Annotated in this window: 15 protein-coding genes; 5 read left to right on the plus strand and 10 right to left on the minus strand. The window is 68.0% G+C overall.

What is annotated here, in order from left to right; genetic code table 11:
- Nucleotides 1-94 precede the first annotated feature (94 nt).
- Both OXM57_07485 and OXM57_07490 read right to left on the minus strand, forming a co-directional pair.
- A complete protein-coding gene (locus OXM57_07485; GenBank protein MDE0352520.1) occupies nt 95-1,012 on the minus strand; it encodes a DMT family transporter in 918 nt (305 codons plus the stop codon).
- Nucleotides 1,013-1,019: 7 nt separating this feature from the next.
- Nucleotides 1,020-1,982: a site-specific DNA-methyltransferase gene (locus OXM57_07490; protein ID MDE0352521.1), complete on the minus strand. Its 963-nt coding sequence runs from the start codon at nt 1,980-1,982 to the stop codon at nt 1,020-1,022.
- A gap of 89 nt (nt 1,983-2,071) precedes the next feature.
- Between OXM57_07490 and OXM57_07495 the strand changes: the two genes are divergently transcribed.
- Complete coding sequence (locus OXM57_07495) at nt 2,072-2,482, plus strand: DoxX family protein (GenBank protein ID MDE0352522.1); 411 nt, start codon at nt 2,072-2,074, stop codon at nt 2,480-2,482.
- Nucleotides 2,483-2,561: 79 nt separating this feature from the next.
- On the opposite strand, the gene OXM57_07500 is transcribed toward OXM57_07495, so the two are convergent.
- The 4 genes from OXM57_07500 to OXM57_07515 form a co-directional block, all read right to left on the minus strand.
- Nucleotides 2,562-3,365, minus strand: a complete 804-nt coding sequence (locus tag OXM57_07500) for an SDR family oxidoreductase (protein MDE0352523.1) — start codon at nt 3,363-3,365, stop codon at nt 2,562-2,564.
- A 20-nt stretch (nt 3,366-3,385) separates the two neighbouring features.
- On the minus strand, nt 3,386-4,366 hold the full coding sequence (locus OXM57_07505) for a hydroxyacid dehydrogenase (GenBank protein ID MDE0352524.1): 981 nt from the start codon (nt 4,364-4,366) through the stop codon (nt 3,386-3,388).
- 74 nt (nt 4,367-4,440) lie between these two features.
- Entirely contained in the window at nt 4,441-5,601 is a 1,161-nt protein-coding gene (locus OXM57_07510; protein MDE0352525.1) for an MFS transporter, read from the minus strand.
- A 12-nt stretch (nt 5,602-5,613) separates the two neighbouring features.
- Nucleotides 5,614-6,312: a serine protease gene (locus OXM57_07515; protein MDE0352526.1), complete on the minus strand. Its 699-nt coding sequence runs from the start codon at nt 6,310-6,312 to the stop codon at nt 5,614-5,616.
- A 153-nt stretch (nt 6,313-6,465) separates the two neighbouring features.
- Between OXM57_07515 and OXM57_07520 the strand changes: the two genes are divergently transcribed.
- Nucleotides 6,466-6,936 (plus strand): hypothetical protein, encoded by a 471-nt coding sequence (locus OXM57_07520; protein MDE0352527.1) that lies wholly within the window; start codon nt 6,466-6,468, stop codon nt 6,934-6,936.
- A 20-nt stretch (nt 6,937-6,956) separates the two neighbouring features.
- Here OXM57_07520 and OXM57_07525 read toward each other — a convergent pair whose 3' ends face one another.
- Entirely contained in the window at nt 6,957-7,370 is a 414-nt protein-coding gene (locus tag OXM57_07525; protein MDE0352528.1) for a DUF126 domain-containing protein, read from the minus strand.
- Entirely contained in the window at nt 7,364-8,611 is a 1,248-nt protein-coding gene (locus OXM57_07530) for an aconitase X catalytic domain-containing protein (GenBank protein MDE0352529.1), read from the minus strand. Before OXM57_07530 ends, OXM57_07525 begins: the two co-directional genes overlap by 7 nt.
- Nucleotides 8,612-8,716: 105 nt before the next feature.
- Here OXM57_07530 and OXM57_07535 point away from each other — a divergent pair, with 105 nt between their 5' ends.
- Entirely contained in the window at nt 8,717-9,826 is a 1,110-nt protein-coding gene (locus OXM57_07535) for an aminotransferase class V-fold PLP-dependent enzyme (protein ID MDE0352530.1), read from the plus strand.
- A 234-nt stretch (nt 9,827-10,060) separates the two neighbouring features.
- On the opposite strand, the gene OXM57_07540 is transcribed toward OXM57_07535, so the two are convergent.
- Nucleotides 10,061-10,513 carry an NAD(P)H-binding protein gene (locus OXM57_07540; protein MDE0352531.1) on the minus strand — a complete coding sequence of 151 codons (453 nt, stop codon included), beginning with the start codon at nt 10,511-10,513 and terminating at the stop codon, nt 10,061-10,063.
- A 273-nt stretch (nt 10,514-10,786) separates the two neighbouring features.
- Here OXM57_07540 and gltB point away from each other — a divergent pair, with 273 nt between their 5' ends.
- Nucleotides 10,787-15,361, plus strand: a complete 4,575-nt coding sequence (gene gltB / locus OXM57_07545; GenBank protein ID MDE0352532.1) for a glutamate synthase large subunit — start codon at nt 10,787-10,789, stop codon at nt 15,359-15,361.
- Nucleotides 15,354-16,817, plus strand: coding sequence for a glutamate synthase subunit beta (locus OXM57_07550; GenBank protein MDE0352533.1), 1,464 nt, complete (start codon nt 15,354-15,356; stop codon nt 16,815-16,817). Before gltB ends, OXM57_07550 begins: the two co-directional genes overlap by 8 nt.
- Before the next feature lie 150 nt (nt 16,818-16,967).
- Here the strand turns inward: OXM57_07550 and OXM57_07555 are convergent, their stop codons facing one another.
- Complete coding sequence (locus tag OXM57_07555) at nt 16,968-18,170, minus strand: DNA polymerase IV (protein MDE0352534.1); 1,203 nt, start codon at nt 18,168-18,170, stop codon at nt 16,968-16,970.

Here is an 18,170-nt window from a genome sequence, read left to right on the forward strand (position 1 = left end):
GTTTATGTTGGATTACACTGCCCACTGACCACTTCTGGAACCCCTTGGGCAAGACCATCCAGACGGCAGCAGTTCCGGCCTACCCGGTAATTGGCTAGGGGGCCGGCTCGGCGGGTGGGCCGGGAACGGAGCCGGCGTCGAGCAACCTCCGGCCCGACGAGGTGAGAAGAGCGGCCGCCACCCCGACCACGGTGACGCCGCCGCCGAGCAGGTGGCTCAGGGTCATCATCTCTGCCAGGAACACCCACGCGATCGCACCGGCGAAGAACGGGATCGGCAGGTGGATGAGGGGAGGGATGTTGGCGGGGAGCCAGCGGAGGGACCAGGTCAGGAGCAAGGCGCTCGTGGTGCTTGGCAGGGCCACCACGCCGAGCACGCAAAGGAAGTCGGTACGGGTCATCTCACCGAAGTCGTGACCGGTGACCAGACCGAACATGGTCACGAAGACCGCGCCGGAGAAGACCGTGGCAACGTGCAGGGGGACGGTGTCGAGCGTCCTCCGGCCCACCTTGGTCACCACGAACTGCGTGGAGAGAAGCAGCACGGAGAGTACAGCCAGTGCCACGCCCACCGGGTGTCCGCTCGGTCCTGACGAGCCGCCCAGAACGACCACGGAGGCTCCGATCACGGCCACCAGCGTCCAGAGGCGGAACCGGATCCCGGGCCGCTCACCGAACAGGGGGATCGCCCAGAGCGCGATGAGCACCGGATTGAGCAGGAGGATGAGCGATGTGCCGGCCACCGATGTCAACTTGACGGCCTGGATGAAGGCCATCGTCGATGCGCCGTTCAGGCAGCCCGCCACCACGGGTGGCCACCACTCCCGCCCCTTGGGCCAGCGGAAGCTGAAACGCCGCAGCGCAGCCGACCCGGCCACGATGGCCAGGATCGTGAGCCAGCCCCGCCAGAACGCGAAGACCGGCGCAGCCGCGCCGGAAACCTGGACCAGCACGGGGCCGATGCTGTATCCCACGATGGATGCCGTGGCGGCGTAGAGCGGGCGACGGTCCACGGACCGTTCAGCCGGAGGTCGGGATCGGTGGGGAAGTCGGCTGCTCGAGGTCGGCGAGGCGCGTCCTGGCCAACTCCACATAGGCCGGATCGTTGTCGTAGCCGACACCGCGGCGGTTGGAGGCGGCTGCGGCCACCAGGGTGGTTCCCGAACCCATGAACGGGTCCAGTACCAGATCGTCCTCGTAGGTGTACAGCCGGATGAGGCGCGACGGGAGTTCCTCCGGGAACGGCGCCGGGTGGCCGACGCGGGTGGCGGACGCGGGCCGTATCTGCCAGACGTCCAGCGTCGCCTCCATGAACTGCTCGGGGGTGATCGTGGGTCGGTGGGGAAGGCCGGCGGCTTGCCGCCGGGCGAGGGATAGGGCACGGTCGAACCGGCCCTTGCTGGCCACCACCACCCGCTCGGTCAGATCCCGGAGTACCGGATTGGCGGGGCTGCACCACGAACCCCAAGCGCAGGATCCGCCCGCGCCCCTGGCCTTGGTCCAGATGATCTCGCCTCTCAGCAGGAGGCCCAGATCGTCCTGGAGGATGCCGGTCACGTCGGCGCTGAGGCTCCGGTAGGGCTTTCGTCCCAGGTTCGCCACGTTCACAGCGATCCGTCCCCCGGGTTCCAGGACCCGCACGCACTCGGTAAACACCTCCCTAAGGAGGCTCAGGTATTCCATGTACGACTCGGGTACCCGGCGACCGGCGACTGCCTGCTCGTACTCCTTCCCCACGAAGTAGGGAGGTGAGGTGACCACCAGGGCCACGCAGTTCTCGGGAAGGTGGTGCATGTCGCGGCTGTCGCCCAGGATGGCGCGGGGCTGGTCGAAGCCCGGCGCCGGCACCACCCGGTCGTCATCGGAGATGTCGGGCGCCGGGAAGCGATCGTAGAAAGCCGAGGAGTCGTGACCCTCGCGCCGACCCGAGCCGAAGGCCGAGGTCGCCGTGCCTCTTCGCGGTCGCTCCATCCTGCCTGACATTCCCCGGTTCCGTCCCCGGCGAGTGTACCGCTCGGCCTCTATCGTGCTTACCGGCATCGAAGCGCGGGATTCCGGACAAGGAGGTCCAGATGGAAGCATTGATACTGATCGGTCGGATCCTCTTCTCGCTGATCTTCATCGGGGCCGGCATCGGGCACCTGGCCGACGCGGAGGGTTCCTCCAGGTATGCGGAGTCGAGGGACGCACCCTCCAGCGGAATAGTCATCCGGCTCTCGGGTGTGCTGATCGCCGCGGGTGGGCTGGGCGTTATGTTCGGCGTCTGGATGGACCTGGCCGCGCTCGGGTTGGCCGTCTACTGCCTGCTCACCGCGTTGCTGGTCCACCACTTCTGGACGGACGAGGCGCGTGACCTGCAGCTCGAGATGTCCATGTTCATGAAGAACGTCTCGATGGCCGGCGCCGGCCTGATGATCTTCGCGCTGTCCGCGGGTGGCGTAGAAATGGGTTGGCAGCTCGGGCCATCCCTCTTCAGCCTGTAGAACGGTCCTCAGGCCGGATGGGAGCAACCGCGACGGAGACGATCTCGTCCTGACCCGCCTCGGCGGAGAGTAGGTGACGTCAGTCGTCGGGAGGCGGATGCTGGACTGCTGTGCATCCGATCACGATCTGGCCGAAGTCGACGGCCGCTCCGGTCATCATGCCCGACTCGTCGGACGCCAGGAACGCCACCGCCCTGGCCACCTCAGAGGTCTTTAGAAGCCTCCCGAAGGGCTGGTCGGCCTCGGCCTTCTCGAGCCATCGTTGGTCGTCGCCGTGGAAGCTGGTCCTGACGGCGTGCTCGCCGGGGGTGTCCGTCCAACCGATGTTGAGGACGTTGACCCGGATCCGATCCCAGAGCACCGAGTTGGCCACGTTCTTGGTGAGGGTCACCAGGGCGCCCTTGGTGGTGGAGTAGATGGTCAGTTGGGGACCACCGCCGTGGGCCGCCACCGAGGCGATGTTGACGATCGAGCCTTCGATGCCCTCGCGGCGCATGAGGCGGATGGCGCCCTGCATGAGCAGGAAGGGGGCCCGGACGTTGACCGCCATGAGGTGATCGAACAGCTCGACGGTGGTGTCCTCGACCGTGGCGCGTTGCGTGTCGCCGGCCGCGTTGACCAGAACGTCGATCCGCCCGAACTCCCGGTCGGTTATGTCGATCAGGTTGCCGACCGCGCCCGGATCGCCTAGGTCGGCGGGCGCGAACACCGTCCGGCACGCGGCATCGTTCAAGCGGGCGGCAACCGCATCGCCTCTCTCCTCGTTCCGCCCGGTCACCACCAGCCCGGACAGGCCCTCGTCCACCAGCCGGACGGCGATAGCCTCGCCCAGGCCCTGGGTACTGCCGGTTATCAGCGCGACCTTGCCGTCGAATCGTCCCATGACCCCTTCCTATCGTCGCTTCATCGGGCGCCGTCCAGGCGGGCGAGCACGCCGGGCCAGGCGTCCGGATTGAGGAGATGGGGCGGTTGCTGCCCGTCCAGCACCATGAGAGCCTGGCGGACGGCCGTACTGAACATGCGCTCCCGGGCCTCCGGCGTGGAGGAGGCCACATGGGGCGTCACAATCACGTCAGTGTGGTGGAGCAACGGATGATCGGGGCGGAGGGGCTCGGGATCGGTGACGTCCAGCCCGGCAGCCGACAGTTGCCCGCTGTCCAGGGCATCGATCAGGGCATCGTGGTCGACCAGGCCTCCCCGGGCGGCGTTCACGAGCAACGCCCCCTTCTTCATGGCGGCGAAGGCACCGGCGTTGAACATCCTGTAGTTGCCGGCGCTCATCGGGACATGGACCGAGACTGCATCGCTCCGGCCCAGTAGTTCCTCCAGCGTCCGGGCGCGCTCAACACCAGGCGGGAACGCCTCGTCAGGCAAGTAGGGGTCGTGGGCCAGGACCTCCATACCCAGAGCCGCTCCTACCGCGCCGACCCTCCGGGCGATCCGTCCGTATCCCACCAGGCCCAGGGTCTTGCCGTCCAGTTCTGTCGCTTCGTGCCTCAAGTAGTAGTTGCCCATACCCTCCCGAAGCCGCTCGCTCGACCGGACGAGTTGCTTGGCGGCGGCCAGGAGGAGGGCTACGGAGTGCTCGGCAGTGGGAACGGTCGGACCTTGAGGGACGTTGCACGCCGCGATCCCGCGGCGCGTGGCGGCTTCGAGATCGACGGTGTCGTAGCCGATACCGGTGCGGAACACGCCCAGCAGGTCGGGGGCGCGATCGAAGAGGGTGTCGTTGTAATCGAGCCGCGCCGCGATGGCGGCCTGGGCGGTCGAGATTCCGGCAGGAGGGTCGTCGTCCCGTCCCGGACCAAGCATGTCGACGGATGGGGGCACGAACGGCATGAGCTCGGGCGTCACCCTCCGCTCGAACCAGATCCGGTAACCCAAGTCCTCCTCCTAGACGTGCAGACACTTGTCTCGGATAGGAGCGGGGAGGATACCGCACCGCGTGCGCCCGGTTATCAGAAGGCGTTCCTCCACTTGGGCCGGCGCAGGAACACCACCAGCGGGGTGAGCGCCACCGCAGCCGCGGTTATCACGAAGAGAGATCTCGGTCCGGCGGCTTCGTAGATGGGCGCGGCGGCAAAGGCGCCGATCGCAGCCAGCACGAACCCGTACGCCTCCACGAGGCCCTGCGCTTCGGCCGCCTGGCTGGCAGGCGCGGCCCTGGCCACGGCGGCCTGACCGGGCAGGGTCACGAAGGCCCAGCAGCCGGCGTGCAGGGCGCCTACAACCAGGAGGGGAAGCACCGCCGACACCAACCCGTAGCCGGCCAGGAGGGGGAGCCCGATCACCGCCGCCACCAGGCCCAGCCGGATCGGGTTCACACGGTCCGACAACCGGCCGCTGACCGGCGTGAGCACGATGGCGGGCAGGGCTATCACCAGAAATCCGACGCCGGTCAGCCACGGGCGGGCCCCGAGATCGGTCATGTACCGGGACCAGATCGCATCGATGACGCCGACGTAGAGCCAGTTGGAGGCGGCCAGCAGCAGTCCGGACATGAAGCCCGGCAGGGCGGAGAGGCGGCGGCGGCTGAGCCTGATGGTCGGCCGCTCGTACTCTCCGGGCCGGACCGCCGGCAGGGCCAGCAGCACTACCACTCCGGCCGCGGCGGTTACCAGGAACGGGATGGCCAGGCCGAACTCGTTTAGCACCCCTCCGAGCACGGGCCCGACCAGGATCCCGCCGAGCATCGCCACCATCAGCGAGCTCAGAGCCTGTCCATGGCGGTCCGGGGACCAGCTCAGCATCACCCGGCGCGCCGCTCCCACCGAGACCCCCTCGGCGATGCCCATGAGCGCCCGGGCCGCAACCCACTGCCAGAGCTCCACCGCGAAGACCATCCAGAGCAGCGACATCACCAGCAGGACGCACCCTAGGGTGATCAGGCGCAGCTCCCAGCCCCGGTCGGCCAGCGGGGTCAGCCAGATGTTGCCGAACAAGGTCATCGCGAACGGTATGCCGGCGAGCAGGCCCAGGGACCAGGTGGGAAACCCGAACCGGTCCTGGATCACGGCCAGGAGCGAGAAGATGACGCCGATGCCCGTGGCCAGTGTGGCGATATAGGAGAGGAGGATTAACCGGGGGAGCCGGTAGGCGGAGGGGATGCGGGTGGACACGCGCCGACCATCCTAACGGTCGGCCCCCGGACCGGCCCGCGGGCAGCGACCCGACGGGGACTCGGTGGTGGAGTCGATCGCCTCGAGGAAGATGTCGATCTCGTGCGCTGCGGTGGCGTAGGTGATCTCATCGATCCGGTCGGTGGCGTAGACCACTCCGATCATCTCGTCGTGATGGTTGAGCAGCGGCCCACCCGAGTAGCCGGCCGCTGCGGGAGCGCGAACCCGGACGTTGTCCCGGCGTACGGAGGTCTCCTCGTCGTAGATGTTGCGACCCACGGCGACGATCAGATCGGCGTCGGCGAACGGAACCTCGGCCCGATCCTGGCCGCCGCGGAGCCGGATCAGGCGTCCACTTTCTCCGGCCACGGCTCGGGCCACGGTGAGGATGGGTCGGTCCACGGAGGGAGCTCGCAGCAGGGCCAGGTCTCGATCGAAGTCGATGCCGACCAGCGTGGCGGCATGCTCCGAGCCGTCCTCGAAGGTGACGGTCAGGCCGCCCTCCGAGCCGGCCACGTTGTGCGCCACCGTCACTAGGTAGTGCCGGTCGATGGAGACCGCCGAGCCGACCATGTCCTGACCGCAGACCCGACCCCGCAGCTGGGCGATCGCATCGAACGGATCGGTGGCGATGGCCGGTTCCGGCGATCCGCACGCGGCTACCAAGAGCGCCAGACCGAGCGCGAGCCGGCTCACGACCAGGAGGAGCACTCCGGTCGGAACCGGGCCGGCAGGGCGTGAAGGGGGCTGGGCGTTCGCTCGAGAAACTCCGAGCTGCGGTGCCGCGTGATGGTGCTGTCGGACCGGGTGGCGAATGGACGCTCTGGTACGGACCTTTCCAGCACCCTCCTAGAGTAGGAGGCGATGGATTCCTTGGAGGCGTCGCTCGATCCCAAGCCGAGTGTCGAGTACGCCATGTTGGCCGACGCTGTCCAGGCGGTGGGCGGCAAGCTCTACATCCTGGGCGGGGGCTGGGAGCTGCTCTACGTCGAGTCCTTCCCGGCTCGCCATCCCTCCATAGGCGTCGGAATCCGGCTGCGCGTCCCCTGGCCCTTCGCGGACTCCTTCAGGCTGTCGGTGGACCTGATGAATGAGGACGGCCGGAGCCTCCTCGGCAACACCCGGTTCACCCGGACGGTCCAGGTACGGCCACCGGTCAGGCGTCTCCCCGGAGCAGAAATGGGGATGACCCGGGCCTTCACCTTCAACAACCTGGTGTTCCCCGGGCCGGGCGGCTACTCCTTTGCGATCTACGTCGAGAATGACGAGGTGTTCCGGATTCCCTTCCGGGTCCTGGAGCGGGCCCGCCGGGCGCCCCGGGCCGGCGGCGGCTGAGATCCATCAGCGCCACAGGGTCAGAACTGCTCGATCCTGCCGGCGGTCCGGATTCGAGTGGTCCGGCCCGAGACCAGCAGCTCGTAGCCTTCACCGGCCACCACCAGCGGGCAACCCCGGTCCGGGTAGAGCTCCGATGCCACGATCAGCCCCACCACCAGGATCGGGTCGACCTGCTGTAGCACCAGCGCGGCGGGCGCGGTCCTGAGGCGCACCGACTCGGCCAGAACCGCGGAACCACCCGATGATCCCCTACCGCCCGGGAGGATGAGAACACGACCGGCGGTCGGCTGCCCGTGCTGGGGATGGTGGGCGTCGATGATGGTTCCGTCCAGGGGATCGATCCCTCCCCACCAGCTCAGAGGTTGGTCGAGAACCAGGCTCGGACCCTCGGCGATGCCCGGAACGATGGCGGTGGCGCCGATGCTCACCACGGCCGCCGCTCCCTGATCACCCGACCCCCTACCGCCGACTCCACGCAGTCGGAGGCTGAACCGAACACCACGTCGATACCGAGGTTGCCGGGTGCGTAGTAGGCCCACTTGGCGGAGTCGGTCATCGCTGCTCCGGAGCCGGCGGGAAGGATCGAGGTCACGTAGGTGCAGGTGTCCACCACGAACACCACCCCGGCCTCCTCCAGGCGCCTCACGACCTCGGAGGACGAAGCCAGGACGTCCCTTCCCGTGTTCACGTAGAGCGTCACGTCCGGGTGGATCGGGCGACCTGCCAGAAGGTCCTGGAGCCGGGCGATCTGGCGGGCCGAGTAGTGGGGCGTTCCCAGGTTCACCGTGCGCAGGTTCCCCGCGCCGGCATTCGACAGGTCCCGGTAGGCGCGCGTGATAGCGTCCGTGGTAACCCTCACCAGGCGCGGCTGGATACCTCCGGTGGCGCTCGCCAGGGTGGGGGCCTCGGGCGTGATCCCGACCACATGCATCATGCCGACCGCTCCCGACGTGGCCGCTCCCGCACCCAGGATCTTGAGCTGATCCTCCGTCGCCGATTCGATGCCGGTGATGGCGGGAACCTCGGATCCGGCCTCGCGTCCCACCAGGATTCCCAGCACGGCGAAGAACTCGTCGGTGAGCCGCGCCCTCTCCGCTATCCCCGAGACATCGATCCTGACACGGGCGCGGCGGTGCCCGTCCAGGTAGAGGCCGAACTCCGGCGCTCGGCCGGTGAGGGCGGCGGCCATGTCGGCGAAGTCGCCGAACCGGGGTGTCCGGGCGCCGAGCACCGAGTTGGCGAACACGATGGCGTTCGACTCCCCCCAGGCGACGCGATCGCCGAAGCCGGGACGCTCCTCCAACTGGTAGGGAGCGCAGGTCCAGGTCGGGGAGGCGCCCATGTCGAGGTAGGCCCGCGTCATGGCCAGGGCGGCATCCCGGGTCGCGTCGTCCCCGCGGAAGAGATCGGGATGGAGCAGATCCAGCGAGGAGACGTTGAGGGTGGTGGGCACGGCCACTCTGCCACCCTCGTCACGCAGCCGGGTGGCGAAGTCCAGGCTGGCCCGGCCGAGATACAGCGTGCCGTCGATGTGGGCGCCCGAGATGTCGATCATCCGGCGGGCGCCGGTGGCGCGCGCCATGCCCACCAGGATGCGCATGGCGAGGGCCTGTGCCTCGCTGCCCTCGCCGCGCAGCATGGCCTGATCCTCGTCGGCCAGGAAGGGGTTCATTCACGTCCTGTGTGGTCGGCGCCGGTCGCGGATTGTATTGGTCGGGTCGGCTCGGACTCGCCGGGCGTAGCTGGAGGCTCCGATCGCCACTACTCTCGGCGGTCAATGGCGCTTGCGCAGTCTTTTCTCGATCAGTTCGACGAGCCCTTCGGTTACATGGACTTCGCCTCGATCGGCGCCATGTCGATCCCTGCCCGCGCCGGCCTCCAGGAGATGGCCGACACCATGTCGGGCAGCCCCGGACGGCTGGTGCCGATCGTGATGGACCGGGTCGAGACGGCCCGCCGCCGGGGCGCCCGCTTGGTGGGTGTCCCTCCCGGGCAGGTGACCGTGGTGCCCAGCACATCCGCGGGCCTGTTCGCGGTCGCATTCGGCCTGGCCGGCGGGTCGGTGGTGGTGCCCGAGACCGAGTTCCCGGCCAACCTCTACCCCTGGGTGCGGGCCGCCGAGGCGGGACGCATCGACCTGAGGACGTTCCCGGTTCCGGGGGGCCGGCTGACGGCTGATCTGGTGGCGCGCGCGGTTGACGACGGCACCACGGCGGTGGCGCTCAGCCATGTCGATTACCGCACCGGCTTCCGGTGCGACCTGCCCGCCATCCGGGAGGCGGCCGGACGGGCGCTCCTGGTGGTCGACGCAGTCCAGGGCCTGGGCGCGCTCCGGTTCAGCATGGAGGGCGTGGATGTGATGGTGGCGGGCGGTCACAAGTGGCTCCGGGCCGGGGGAGGGGCCGGGCTGATCGCAGTATCCGAGCGGGCCCTGGAACGGCTCCGGCCTGCCATGACCGGGTGGCTCGGCGTCGTCGATCCGTTCGATACCGCCGCCCCGCTCCCGCATCCGCCCCTCGACGGCGCCGACCGGTTCGTCATGGGAAGCGCGGGCTTCCCCGCGGTCGCAGCCCTCGCCGAGTCGCTGCGGGTCCTGCAAACCGTCTCGATGGAAGACGTGGAGGCGGCGGTCATCGCCCGATCCACGGCCGTGGAAGAGGAAGCTCGCAAGGCAGGCGCCCGGGTACTGAGTCCGTGGCGCGGGGACGGCGAGCGCAGCGGCATCGTCAGCTTCACCCTCGCCCGGGATTCGTCCGCGGATGTGCACGCCCGTCTCACCGCGGAGGGTTTCACCCTGACCGAACGAAACGGAATGCTGCGGGTTGCCCCGCATGCCAGCACCCACCCCGACGCTCCGGCAGCCATGGGCGAAGTACTCGCCAAATAGTGCCCGTGGTTGTTGTTGCCGTTTGATCGTAGATGTTGGGCTGGGCTAATCATTGGATTCATGACTAGAGTAGGGATTGACTCGGTTAGGTCGCCGGCGGCGGTCGTGACAGAGTCAAGCAAGAGTGGCGGCACGCTGGTTCGGCAGAGCATCCCTCGGGTAGCTCACCAGCAGTGCCGCCGTTCTACATCCCATACGATATGTGATCAACAACTAGCAACTAACAACTAGCAACTAGATACTTCCGGCTTCCTCGAGTTCGCCCACGGCTCGGGCGGCATCCTCCAGATCGCCTTCGACGACCACGGTGGCCACCTCGCCGACGGACTCCGGATACGGGTCGTTCCGGGGTTCCGCCCCCACCCAGATCACCCGCCGTACCCCGGCGTTGCGGGCTGCCTCGGCCCATCCGTCCAGGACGTCATCCGGGTGTTCGGCGAAGGCTCGGTCGCGGTCGTCATAGGCCGCTTCGGTCACCAGAACCGCGCAGAAGCAATAGAGCGCCGCCGCTTCCACGTGCGAGCTGTCGGAAACGTCCCCTAGGGCGACCTTCACACCCCGTTCCTTGAGACGGTCGGCGGCCGTGTCACGGGTGATGAAGGCCCGGACCTCGGCCGCCGAACGGCAGACTGTCGAGATGATGGCATCGCCGATCGGTGTGTCGGCGCCCACGACTATCACTGGCATACCAACAAACTATCAGTTCGGGGGATTTTGGGCCGGGCCCGCACGGGTGTGTAGGCGGATGCCGGAAAGACGGGATGGGTCGGTCCGGCCCCTCTACTCTGGGGCTCGTTGCCGGCTTGCGGACCAACTGGACATTTCTCAGTACCCGCCTACCATGACGGATTCGGCCGCCCGCCCGAGGAGGCCGTCCCGGTTGGATTCGTGACCGACCAACACCCCTCCCGACGCTGCCGGAGGATTCGTAATAGGGATGCGATGGGGGAGAAGAAGTTGATGCCCGGTTTGTACCGGAGCCAATTCGAGCATGAGGCTTGCGGAGTCAACTTCGTCGCGGACCTGAAGGGGAAGCGCAGCCACCATCTCGTCATGCTGGCGATGGGGGCGGCGGAGAGCATGACGCATCGTGGTGCGACGGGGTCCGACCCCGAAACCGGAGACGGGGCCGGCATCCTGCTGCAGGTTCCCGATCGTTTCCTGAGGGCCGCCGTTCCTTTCGAGCTGCCGCCGATAGGTCGCTACGCCACGGGTATCGCCTTCTTCCCCGACCGCCATGATCTGACTGCGGAGGGAATCCGGAGGGTCGAGGAGATCGTGGCCGACGAGGGCCTCGAGGTGCTCGGCTGGCGGGAGGTGCAGACCGATCCGTCCGTGATAGGGAGCGATGCCCACAAGACGATGCCGGCCATGCGGCAGGTGTTCATCGACGGGAGGGGCGCTTCCGGGATGGCGCTGGAGCGACGAGCCTACGTGGTACGGAAGCGGATCGAGCACGAGGTGCGCCTGGGGACGGGCGACGGGGGTCCGCAAGAGGCGATCGGCGGGGCGCCCACGATGCACGAGGATGTCTACTTCGCGAGCCTGTCGGGCAGGACCCTCATCTACAAGGGCATGCTCACCGGGTTGCAGCTGCCCGACTTCTTCATCGACCTGCACGACGACCGGGTCGAGAGCGCGATCGCTCTCGTCCACGCCCGATTCTCCACCAACACCTTCCCGATGTGGCCGCTGGCCCATCCCTACCGGATGATCGCCCACAACGGCGAGATCAACACCATCCAGGGCAACCGTAACTTCATGAGATCCCGCGAGAGCCTCCTGGCCACCGACCTGATACCGGATCTCGAACAGGTATTCCCGGTCTGCACTCCCGGTGTTTCCGATACGGCCGGTTTCGACGAGGTGCTGGAACTGCTCTACATGGGCGGGTACTCGCTGCCCGAGGCGGTCCTGATGATGATCCCCGAGCCGTGGGAGAAGCACGAGAGCATGGACCCGGCGGTGCGGGACTTCTACCGCTATCACGCCTCCCTGATGGAGCCATGGGACGGTCCGGCGTCGATCGCCTTCACCGATGGGCGGCAGATCGGCGCGGTGCTCGATCGCAACGGGCTGCGTCCCTCCCGCTACTGGGTCAGCGATGACGACCTGGTGGTCATGGCCTCGGAGGTGGGCGTCACCGACGTTCCCCAGTCCCGCATCGTCGAGAAGGGCCGGCTCCGCCCCGGGAGGATGTTCCTGGTGGACACCGCCAGGGGCCGCATCGTTCGGGACGTGGAGATTAAGAGCGAGTTGGCGACGGCTCGGCCCTACACCGCCTGGCTGGGGGAGGGCCTGGTCCGGCTCGGGGAGCTTCCCGAGGTGACCGCGGATGAGCGAGGCGACCTTCCGGTGCAGGAGCGGCTCCGAGCCTTCGGCTACACCCACGAAGACCTGAAGATGCTGATCGCGCCCATGGCCGGCGGGGGCGAGGAAGCGCTCGGATCGATGGGCACCGACACGCCGCCGGCGGTGCTGTCCGAGCGCAGCCGGCTCCTCTTCGACTATTTCAAGCAGCTGTTCGCCCAGGTGACCAACCCGCCGCTGGACGCCATCCGGGAGGAGTTGGTTACCTCGATGCGGACCACCATCGGGCCGGAGTCCAACCTGTTCCGTCCGGGGCCCCGCTCCTGCAACATGATCGAGCTCGACAGTCCCGTGATCGACAACGGGCAACTCGCTTCCCTGCTCCGCATGGACGAGGTCCCCGCGGTGGGGGGTAAGGCCGCCGTGGTGAGCTGCCACTTCAGCCCCGACGGTGGGGGCGACTCCCTGCGCCGAGCCCTCGAACGGGTGTGCGCCGAGGTCGACGGGCTGATCGAGTCCGGGGCGTGGGCGATAGTGCTGTCCGACCGGGACGTGGGCCCGGACCGGGTTCCGATTCCCTCACTCCTCGCGACGGCCGCCGTTCACCACCACCTGATCCGCACCAGGAACCGCACCCGGATCGGCCTGATCGTCGAGACCGGGGACGCCCGGGAGGTCCATCACCTGTGCCTACTGCTGGGGTACGGCGCCACGGCCGTCAACCCCTACATGGCCTTCGCCGCCATCGACCACATGATCGAGAACGGCAGTCACGGGCTGGCCGGGATGGACCCCGCCAAGGCCCATGCCAACTACGCGAAAGCGGCCGGCAAGGGAATCCTGAAGGTGATGTCGAAGATGGGCATCTCGACCATCGCCTCCTACATCGGGGCACAGATCTTCGAGGCGGTGGGGATCGGCGCCGAGGTGATCGACCCCTACTTCACCGGGACCGTGAGCCGCATCGGGGGTGTCGGCCTCGACGTGATCGCGGCCGAGGCGGTCCACCGGCACCGCAGCGCGTTCGCGGACAACCCAGGCGAGACGGCCCACCGCGACCTGGACGGAGGGGGCGAGTACCAGTGGCGGCGGGAGGGGGAGTACCACCTGTTCAACCCGGAGGTGGTGTACAGGCTCCAGCACTCGACGCGGGCGGGCCGCTACGACCTGTTCAACGAGTATGCCCGTCTCGTGGACGAGCAGGCGGAACGGCTGGGCACCCTGCGGGGTCTCTTCCGGTTCAAGACAGGGGAACGCACCCCTGTGCCCATCGAAGAGGTGGAGCCGGCGTCGGAGATCATGAAGCGGTTCACCACCGGCGCCATGTCCTACGGGTCCATCTCGAAGGAGGCGCACGAGACTCTCGCCATCGCCATGAACAGGATCGGCGGCAAGTCCAACACCGGTGAGGGCGGTGAGGACCCGGTCCGCAACATCCCGGACCCCAACGGTGACCTGCGGCGCAGCGCGGTCAAGCAGGTGGCTTCCGGCCGGTTCGGCGTCACCTCCGAGTACCTGGTGAACGCCGACGATCTCCAGATCAAGATGGCCCAGGGCGCCAAGCCGGGGGAGGGAGGCCAGCTTCCCGGCTACAAGGTCTACCCCTGGATCGCCGAGACCCGGATGTCCACCCCGGGTGTGGGCCTGATATCCCCCCCGCCCCACCACGACATCTACTCGATCGAGGACATCAAGCAGCTCATCCACGACCTGAAGAACTCCAACCCGGAGGCGAGGATCCACGTCAAGCTGGTGGCCCAGATGGGTGTCGGAACCGTGGCGGCCGGGGTTGCCAAGGCGAAGGCCGACGTGGTTCTCATCTCCGGGCACGACGGTGGGACCGGGGCCTCGCCGCTGACGTCCATCAAGCATGCCGGCGGGCCTTGGGAGATCGGTCTGGCCGAGACGCAGCAGACGCTGCTGCTGAACGGTTTGAGGGATCGGATCGTGGTGCAGGCGGACGGGCAGCTGAAGACCGGCCGGGACGTGATGATCGCCGCGCTGCTGGGCGCCGACGAGTACGGGTTCGCCACCGCGCCGCTGGTGGTCTCGGGCTGCATCATGATGAGGGTCTGCCACCTCGACACGTGCCCGGTGGGGGTGGCGACCCAGAACCCGGACTTGCGCAAACGTTTCAACGGTAGGGCGCGCTTCATCGTCAACTTCATGCGTTTTGTCGCCGAGCAGGTGAGGGAACTGCTCGCCGAGCTGGGCTTCCGCAGCCTGGACGAGGCGATCGGCCATGCCGAGTTGCTCGACGTGCGCGACGCCGTGGACCACTGGAAGGGCGACGGTCTCGACCTCTCCCCGATCTTCCACGTGCCCGAACTGGCCCCCGGCCAGGCAAGGAGGCAGACCACCGAGCAGGACCACGGCCTCGCCCAGGCCCTCGACCAGACGCTCATCCAGCTCGCGGAAGGGGCCCTGGCCGGCGGTCCTCCCGTGACCCTGGACCTCCCGGTCCGTAACGTGAACCGCTCGGTGGGAACCCTGCTCGGTTACTACGTCACCAGCCGTCACGGAGCGGCCGGGCTCCCGGATGACTCCATCTCGGTGAACTTCACCGGCATGGGCGGCATGAGCTTCGGGGCTTTCCTACCCAGGGGCGTCACCCTGCGGCTTGTCGGGAGCGCCAACGACTATGTCGGCAAGGGCCTGTCGGGAGGTCGGATCGTGGTCACGCCCCCGCCGGAGGCCCCCTTGGTGGCCGAGGAGAACATCATCGCCGGGAACGTGATCCTCTACGGCGCCACCTCGGGAGAGATGTTCCTGAGGGGCGTGGTGGGGGAGCGCTTCTGCGTCCGCAACTCGGGCGCGGTGGCCGTGGTGGAAGGGGTCGGAGACCACGGTTGCGAGTACATGACCGGTGGGCGAGCGGTGATCCTGGGCCGTACAGGCCGCAACTTCGCCGCCGGAATGTCCGGCGGGATCGCATACGTCTACGACCGGGATGGCTCCTTCCCCGGCCAGGTCAACACCGAGATGGTGTCGCTCGACCCCCTCGACAAGGACGATCTCGCCTTCCTTCGTACCACGCTGGGCGCCCACCTCGCGGAGACGGGTTCAGCCGTGGCCGCCCGGATACTGGATCGATGGGACCGGGAGGTGCGCCGCTTCGTCAAGGTGATGCCGGACGACTACAAGCGGGTGCGTGAAGCGGTGCGGCAGGCCGAGGAGGCCGGCGAGCCGGTGCTCGACGCGATCATGGCGGCGGCCCATGGGTGATGTCCGGGGCTTCCTCACGCACGGGCGCCGGACCCCGGTGCGCCGCCCGGTGGGGCTCCGGGTGCTCGACTGGAGGGAGGTCTACGAGGACTTTCCGGTCACGCAGGTCCGGGATCAGGCCTCCCGGTGCATGGACTGCGGGATCCCCTTCTGCAGCGGGGGCTGCCCGCTCGGCAATCTGATTCCCGACTGGAACGACCTGGTGTACCGCGACAGCTGGCGCCAGGCCATGGATCGGCTGCATGCCACCAACAACTTCCCCGAGTTCACCGGACGGTTGTGCCCGGCGCCCTGCGAGGCGGCCTGCGTGCTCGGCATCAACTCCGACCCGGTGACCATCGAGCAGATCGAGCTGGAGATCGTCGAGAAGGCCTGGGCCGAGGGGTGGGTCACTCCGGTGATGCCCACCACGGTGACCGGCCGAAGCGTGGCGGTGGTCGGATCCGGACCGGCGGGGTTGGCGGCGGCGCAGCAGCTCACCCGGGCCGGCCACGCCGTCACTGTTTTCGAGCGGGATGACCGCATCGGCGGGCTGCTGCGCTACGGCATTCCCGACTTCAAGATGGAGAAGCAGTTCCTGGATCGACGCCTGGACCAGATGGAGGCCGAGGGCACCCGGTTCCGGGTTAACGCCGACGTCGGGGTCGACCCGCCCGCCGATCGGCTCCGGGACGAGTTCGACGCCGTGATACTGGCCGGCGGCGCCACCTTGGCTCGTGACCTGCCGATCCCCGGCCGGGACCTGGACGGCATCCACCAGGCGATGGAGTACCTGACGCCGTCCAACCGTTTGCAGGCGGGCGACCTGTCCACAACCCCGATCTCCGCCCGCGGCAAGCGCGTCATCATCATCGGCGGCGGCGACACCGGCGCGGACTGCCTCGGAACCGCCCACCGCCAGGACGCGGCATCGGTGCACCAGTTCGAGATCATGCCCCGGCCTCCGGATCAGCGGGCCGATTCGACGCCGTGGCCGGTCTGGCCCCTCATGTACCGCGTGTCGGCCGCCCACGAGGAGGGCGGGCAGCGCGAGTTCGCCATCAATACGGAGGAGTTCGTGGGCGACTCCGGCGGACATGTCACCGCGCTCCGGACCCACCGGGTCGACATGACCTTCCGTGACGGCCGGCCTGCCTTCGAGCGACTGGACGATTCCACCGAGGAGTATCCCGCCGACCTGGTGCTCCTGGCGCTGGGCTTCGCCGGCCCGGATCGATCACCCATGCTGGAGCAGCTGGGCGTGGTCATGACCGACCGGGGGAACGTGGCCCGCGACCATCGATGGGCCACGAACATAGAGGGTGTCTTCGTGGCAGGTGACATGGGCCGAGGCCAGTCGCTGATCGTATGGGCCATCGCCGAGGGCAGGAGCTGCGCGGCTGCGGCGGACCGCTATCTCATGGGCGACACCATGCTTCCGGACCCGGTCACCCCGACCGACACCCCCTGGCGCTAGGAGGGTACTGAAAAAGTGTCCAGTCGGCTCGTCATCCCGCAATGAAACCCCAGGTCAAGGCATCACGGGCCAACCTATCCCCGTCTTTTTCAGCACCCTCCTCACCCTGATCACCTTCCACTTCGACACACCGGGCCTATTTCAGGCGCTTCAGCCTCGTGCGTCGTGGGCCGGATCGGATTCCTCACCTCTGAGCCGGGCGGGCTCGACGGCGTGGCGACCGAAACGGACTCTCAGGTCGTCCACGGTCTCCGCCAGGTTCTCCCAGCGCTCCTCGTGGCCGGCCATCATCTGCCGGGGCGCGTCGCCGGGTTGCAGACCGCTGACCGCGACGCCGAGAAGCCGGACGGGCCGGTCGCCCACGCCCGTACGGTCCAGCAGGCGGCAACAGGACCGGTAAAGCACCGTGGACACATCGGTCGCGGACGGCAGGGTCTCGGCGCGGGTGATGGTCCTGAAGTCGGGAAACCGGAGTTTGAGAGACACCGTGCGTCCCGAAAGTCCCGCCCGACGTAGCCTCCACGCGACCTGATCGGCCTGTCGCAACAGTTGGGAACGCAGCGCCTCCGCACCCGAGATGTCATGCTCGAAGGTCTGCTCGACCGAGATCGACTTGGCGTCGCTGCGGGGTTCCACAACCCTCTCGTCGATCCCGTTGGCCAGGCGGTGGAGGTGAGACCCGGTCGCCTCTCCCAGGTGGCGGCGGAGGAGGGGAAGGGGCACGCCGGCCAGCTGACCTATCGTGCCTATTCCCATCGAGGCGAGCTTGCTCCCCGTGGACTTGCCGACCCCCCACAACTCGCGCACGTCCAGGTGTTCCAGGAACGCCTTCTCGCTTCCCTCGGTGACGATAAGGACGCCGTCCGGCTTCGCGTATCCGGATGCCATCTTGGCCAGGTACAGGGAGGTGGCCGCGCCCACCGAGGCCGGAAGGATCAGTTCGTCTCTGATCCGAGCCCGGATGGCCTCGGCCACCGCGCGGCTGTCCGGGTAATGGCGGCGCAGGCCGCGTACATCGAGGAAAGCCTCATCGACGGACAGCCCCTGCACGAGGGGAGTGAAGTCCCGGAATATCGAGAAGACCCGCTCCGAGATCTCTCCGTAACGTCGGTGGCGGGGTGGCACGATCACCAGTCCCGGGCTTGTCCGCCGGGCGGTGCTCATCGGCATAGCCGAGTGGACACCGGTAGCTCGGGCCTCGTAGGAAGCGGACGCGACCACTCCTCTCGGTCCCTCGCCACCGACGACCACAGGCTGTCCCACGAGCCCGGGGTTGTCGAGTCTCTCCACTTCCACGTAGAACGCATCCATGTCCACATGGAGAATGGGCTCGGCGATGCGCGGCTCGTCCAT

The sequence above is a fragment of the bacterium genome, from assembly GCA_028820935.1.
GTDB lineage: Bacteria > Actinomycetota > Acidimicrobiia > Spongiisociales > Spongiisociaceae > Spongiisocius.

Coding starts and splice junctions, on each gene's coding strand:
- OXM57_07490 (MDE0352521.1), bottom strand. CDS start 1,982: ATGTCAGGCAGGATGGAGCGACCGCGAAGAGGCACGGCGACCTCGGCC.
- OXM57_07495 (MDE0352522.1), top strand. CDS start 2,072: ATGGAAGCATTGATACTGATCGGTCGGATCCTCTTCTCGCTGATCTTC.
- OXM57_07500 (MDE0352523.1), bottom strand. CDS start 3,365: ATGGGACGATTCGACGGCAAGGTCGCGCTGATAACCGGCAGTACCCAG.
- OXM57_07520 (MDE0352527.1), top strand. CDS start 6,466: ATGGATTCCTTGGAGGCGTCGCTCGATCCCAAGCCGAGTGTCGAGTAC.
- OXM57_07530 (MDE0352529.1), bottom strand. CDS start 8,611: ATGAACCCCTTCCTGGCCGACGAGGATCAGGCCATGCTGCGCGGCGAG.
- OXM57_07535 (MDE0352530.1), top strand. CDS start 8,717: ATGGCGCTTGCGCAGTCTTTTCTCGATCAGTTCGACGAGCCCTTCGGT.
- OXM57_07540 (MDE0352531.1), bottom strand. CDS start 10,513: ATGCCAGTGATAGTCGTGGGCGCCGACACACCGATCGGCGATGCCATC.
- gltB (MDE0352532.1), top strand. CDS start 10,787: ATGCCCGGTTTGTACCGGAGCCAATTCGAGCATGAGGCTTGCGGAGTC.
- OXM57_07550 (MDE0352533.1), top strand. CDS start 15,354: ATGGGTGATGTCCGGGGCTTCCTCACGCACGGGCGCCGGACCCCGGTG.
- OXM57_07555 (MDE0352534.1), bottom strand. CDS start 18,170: ATGGACGAGCCGCGCATCGCCGAGCCCATTCTCCATGTGGACATGGAT.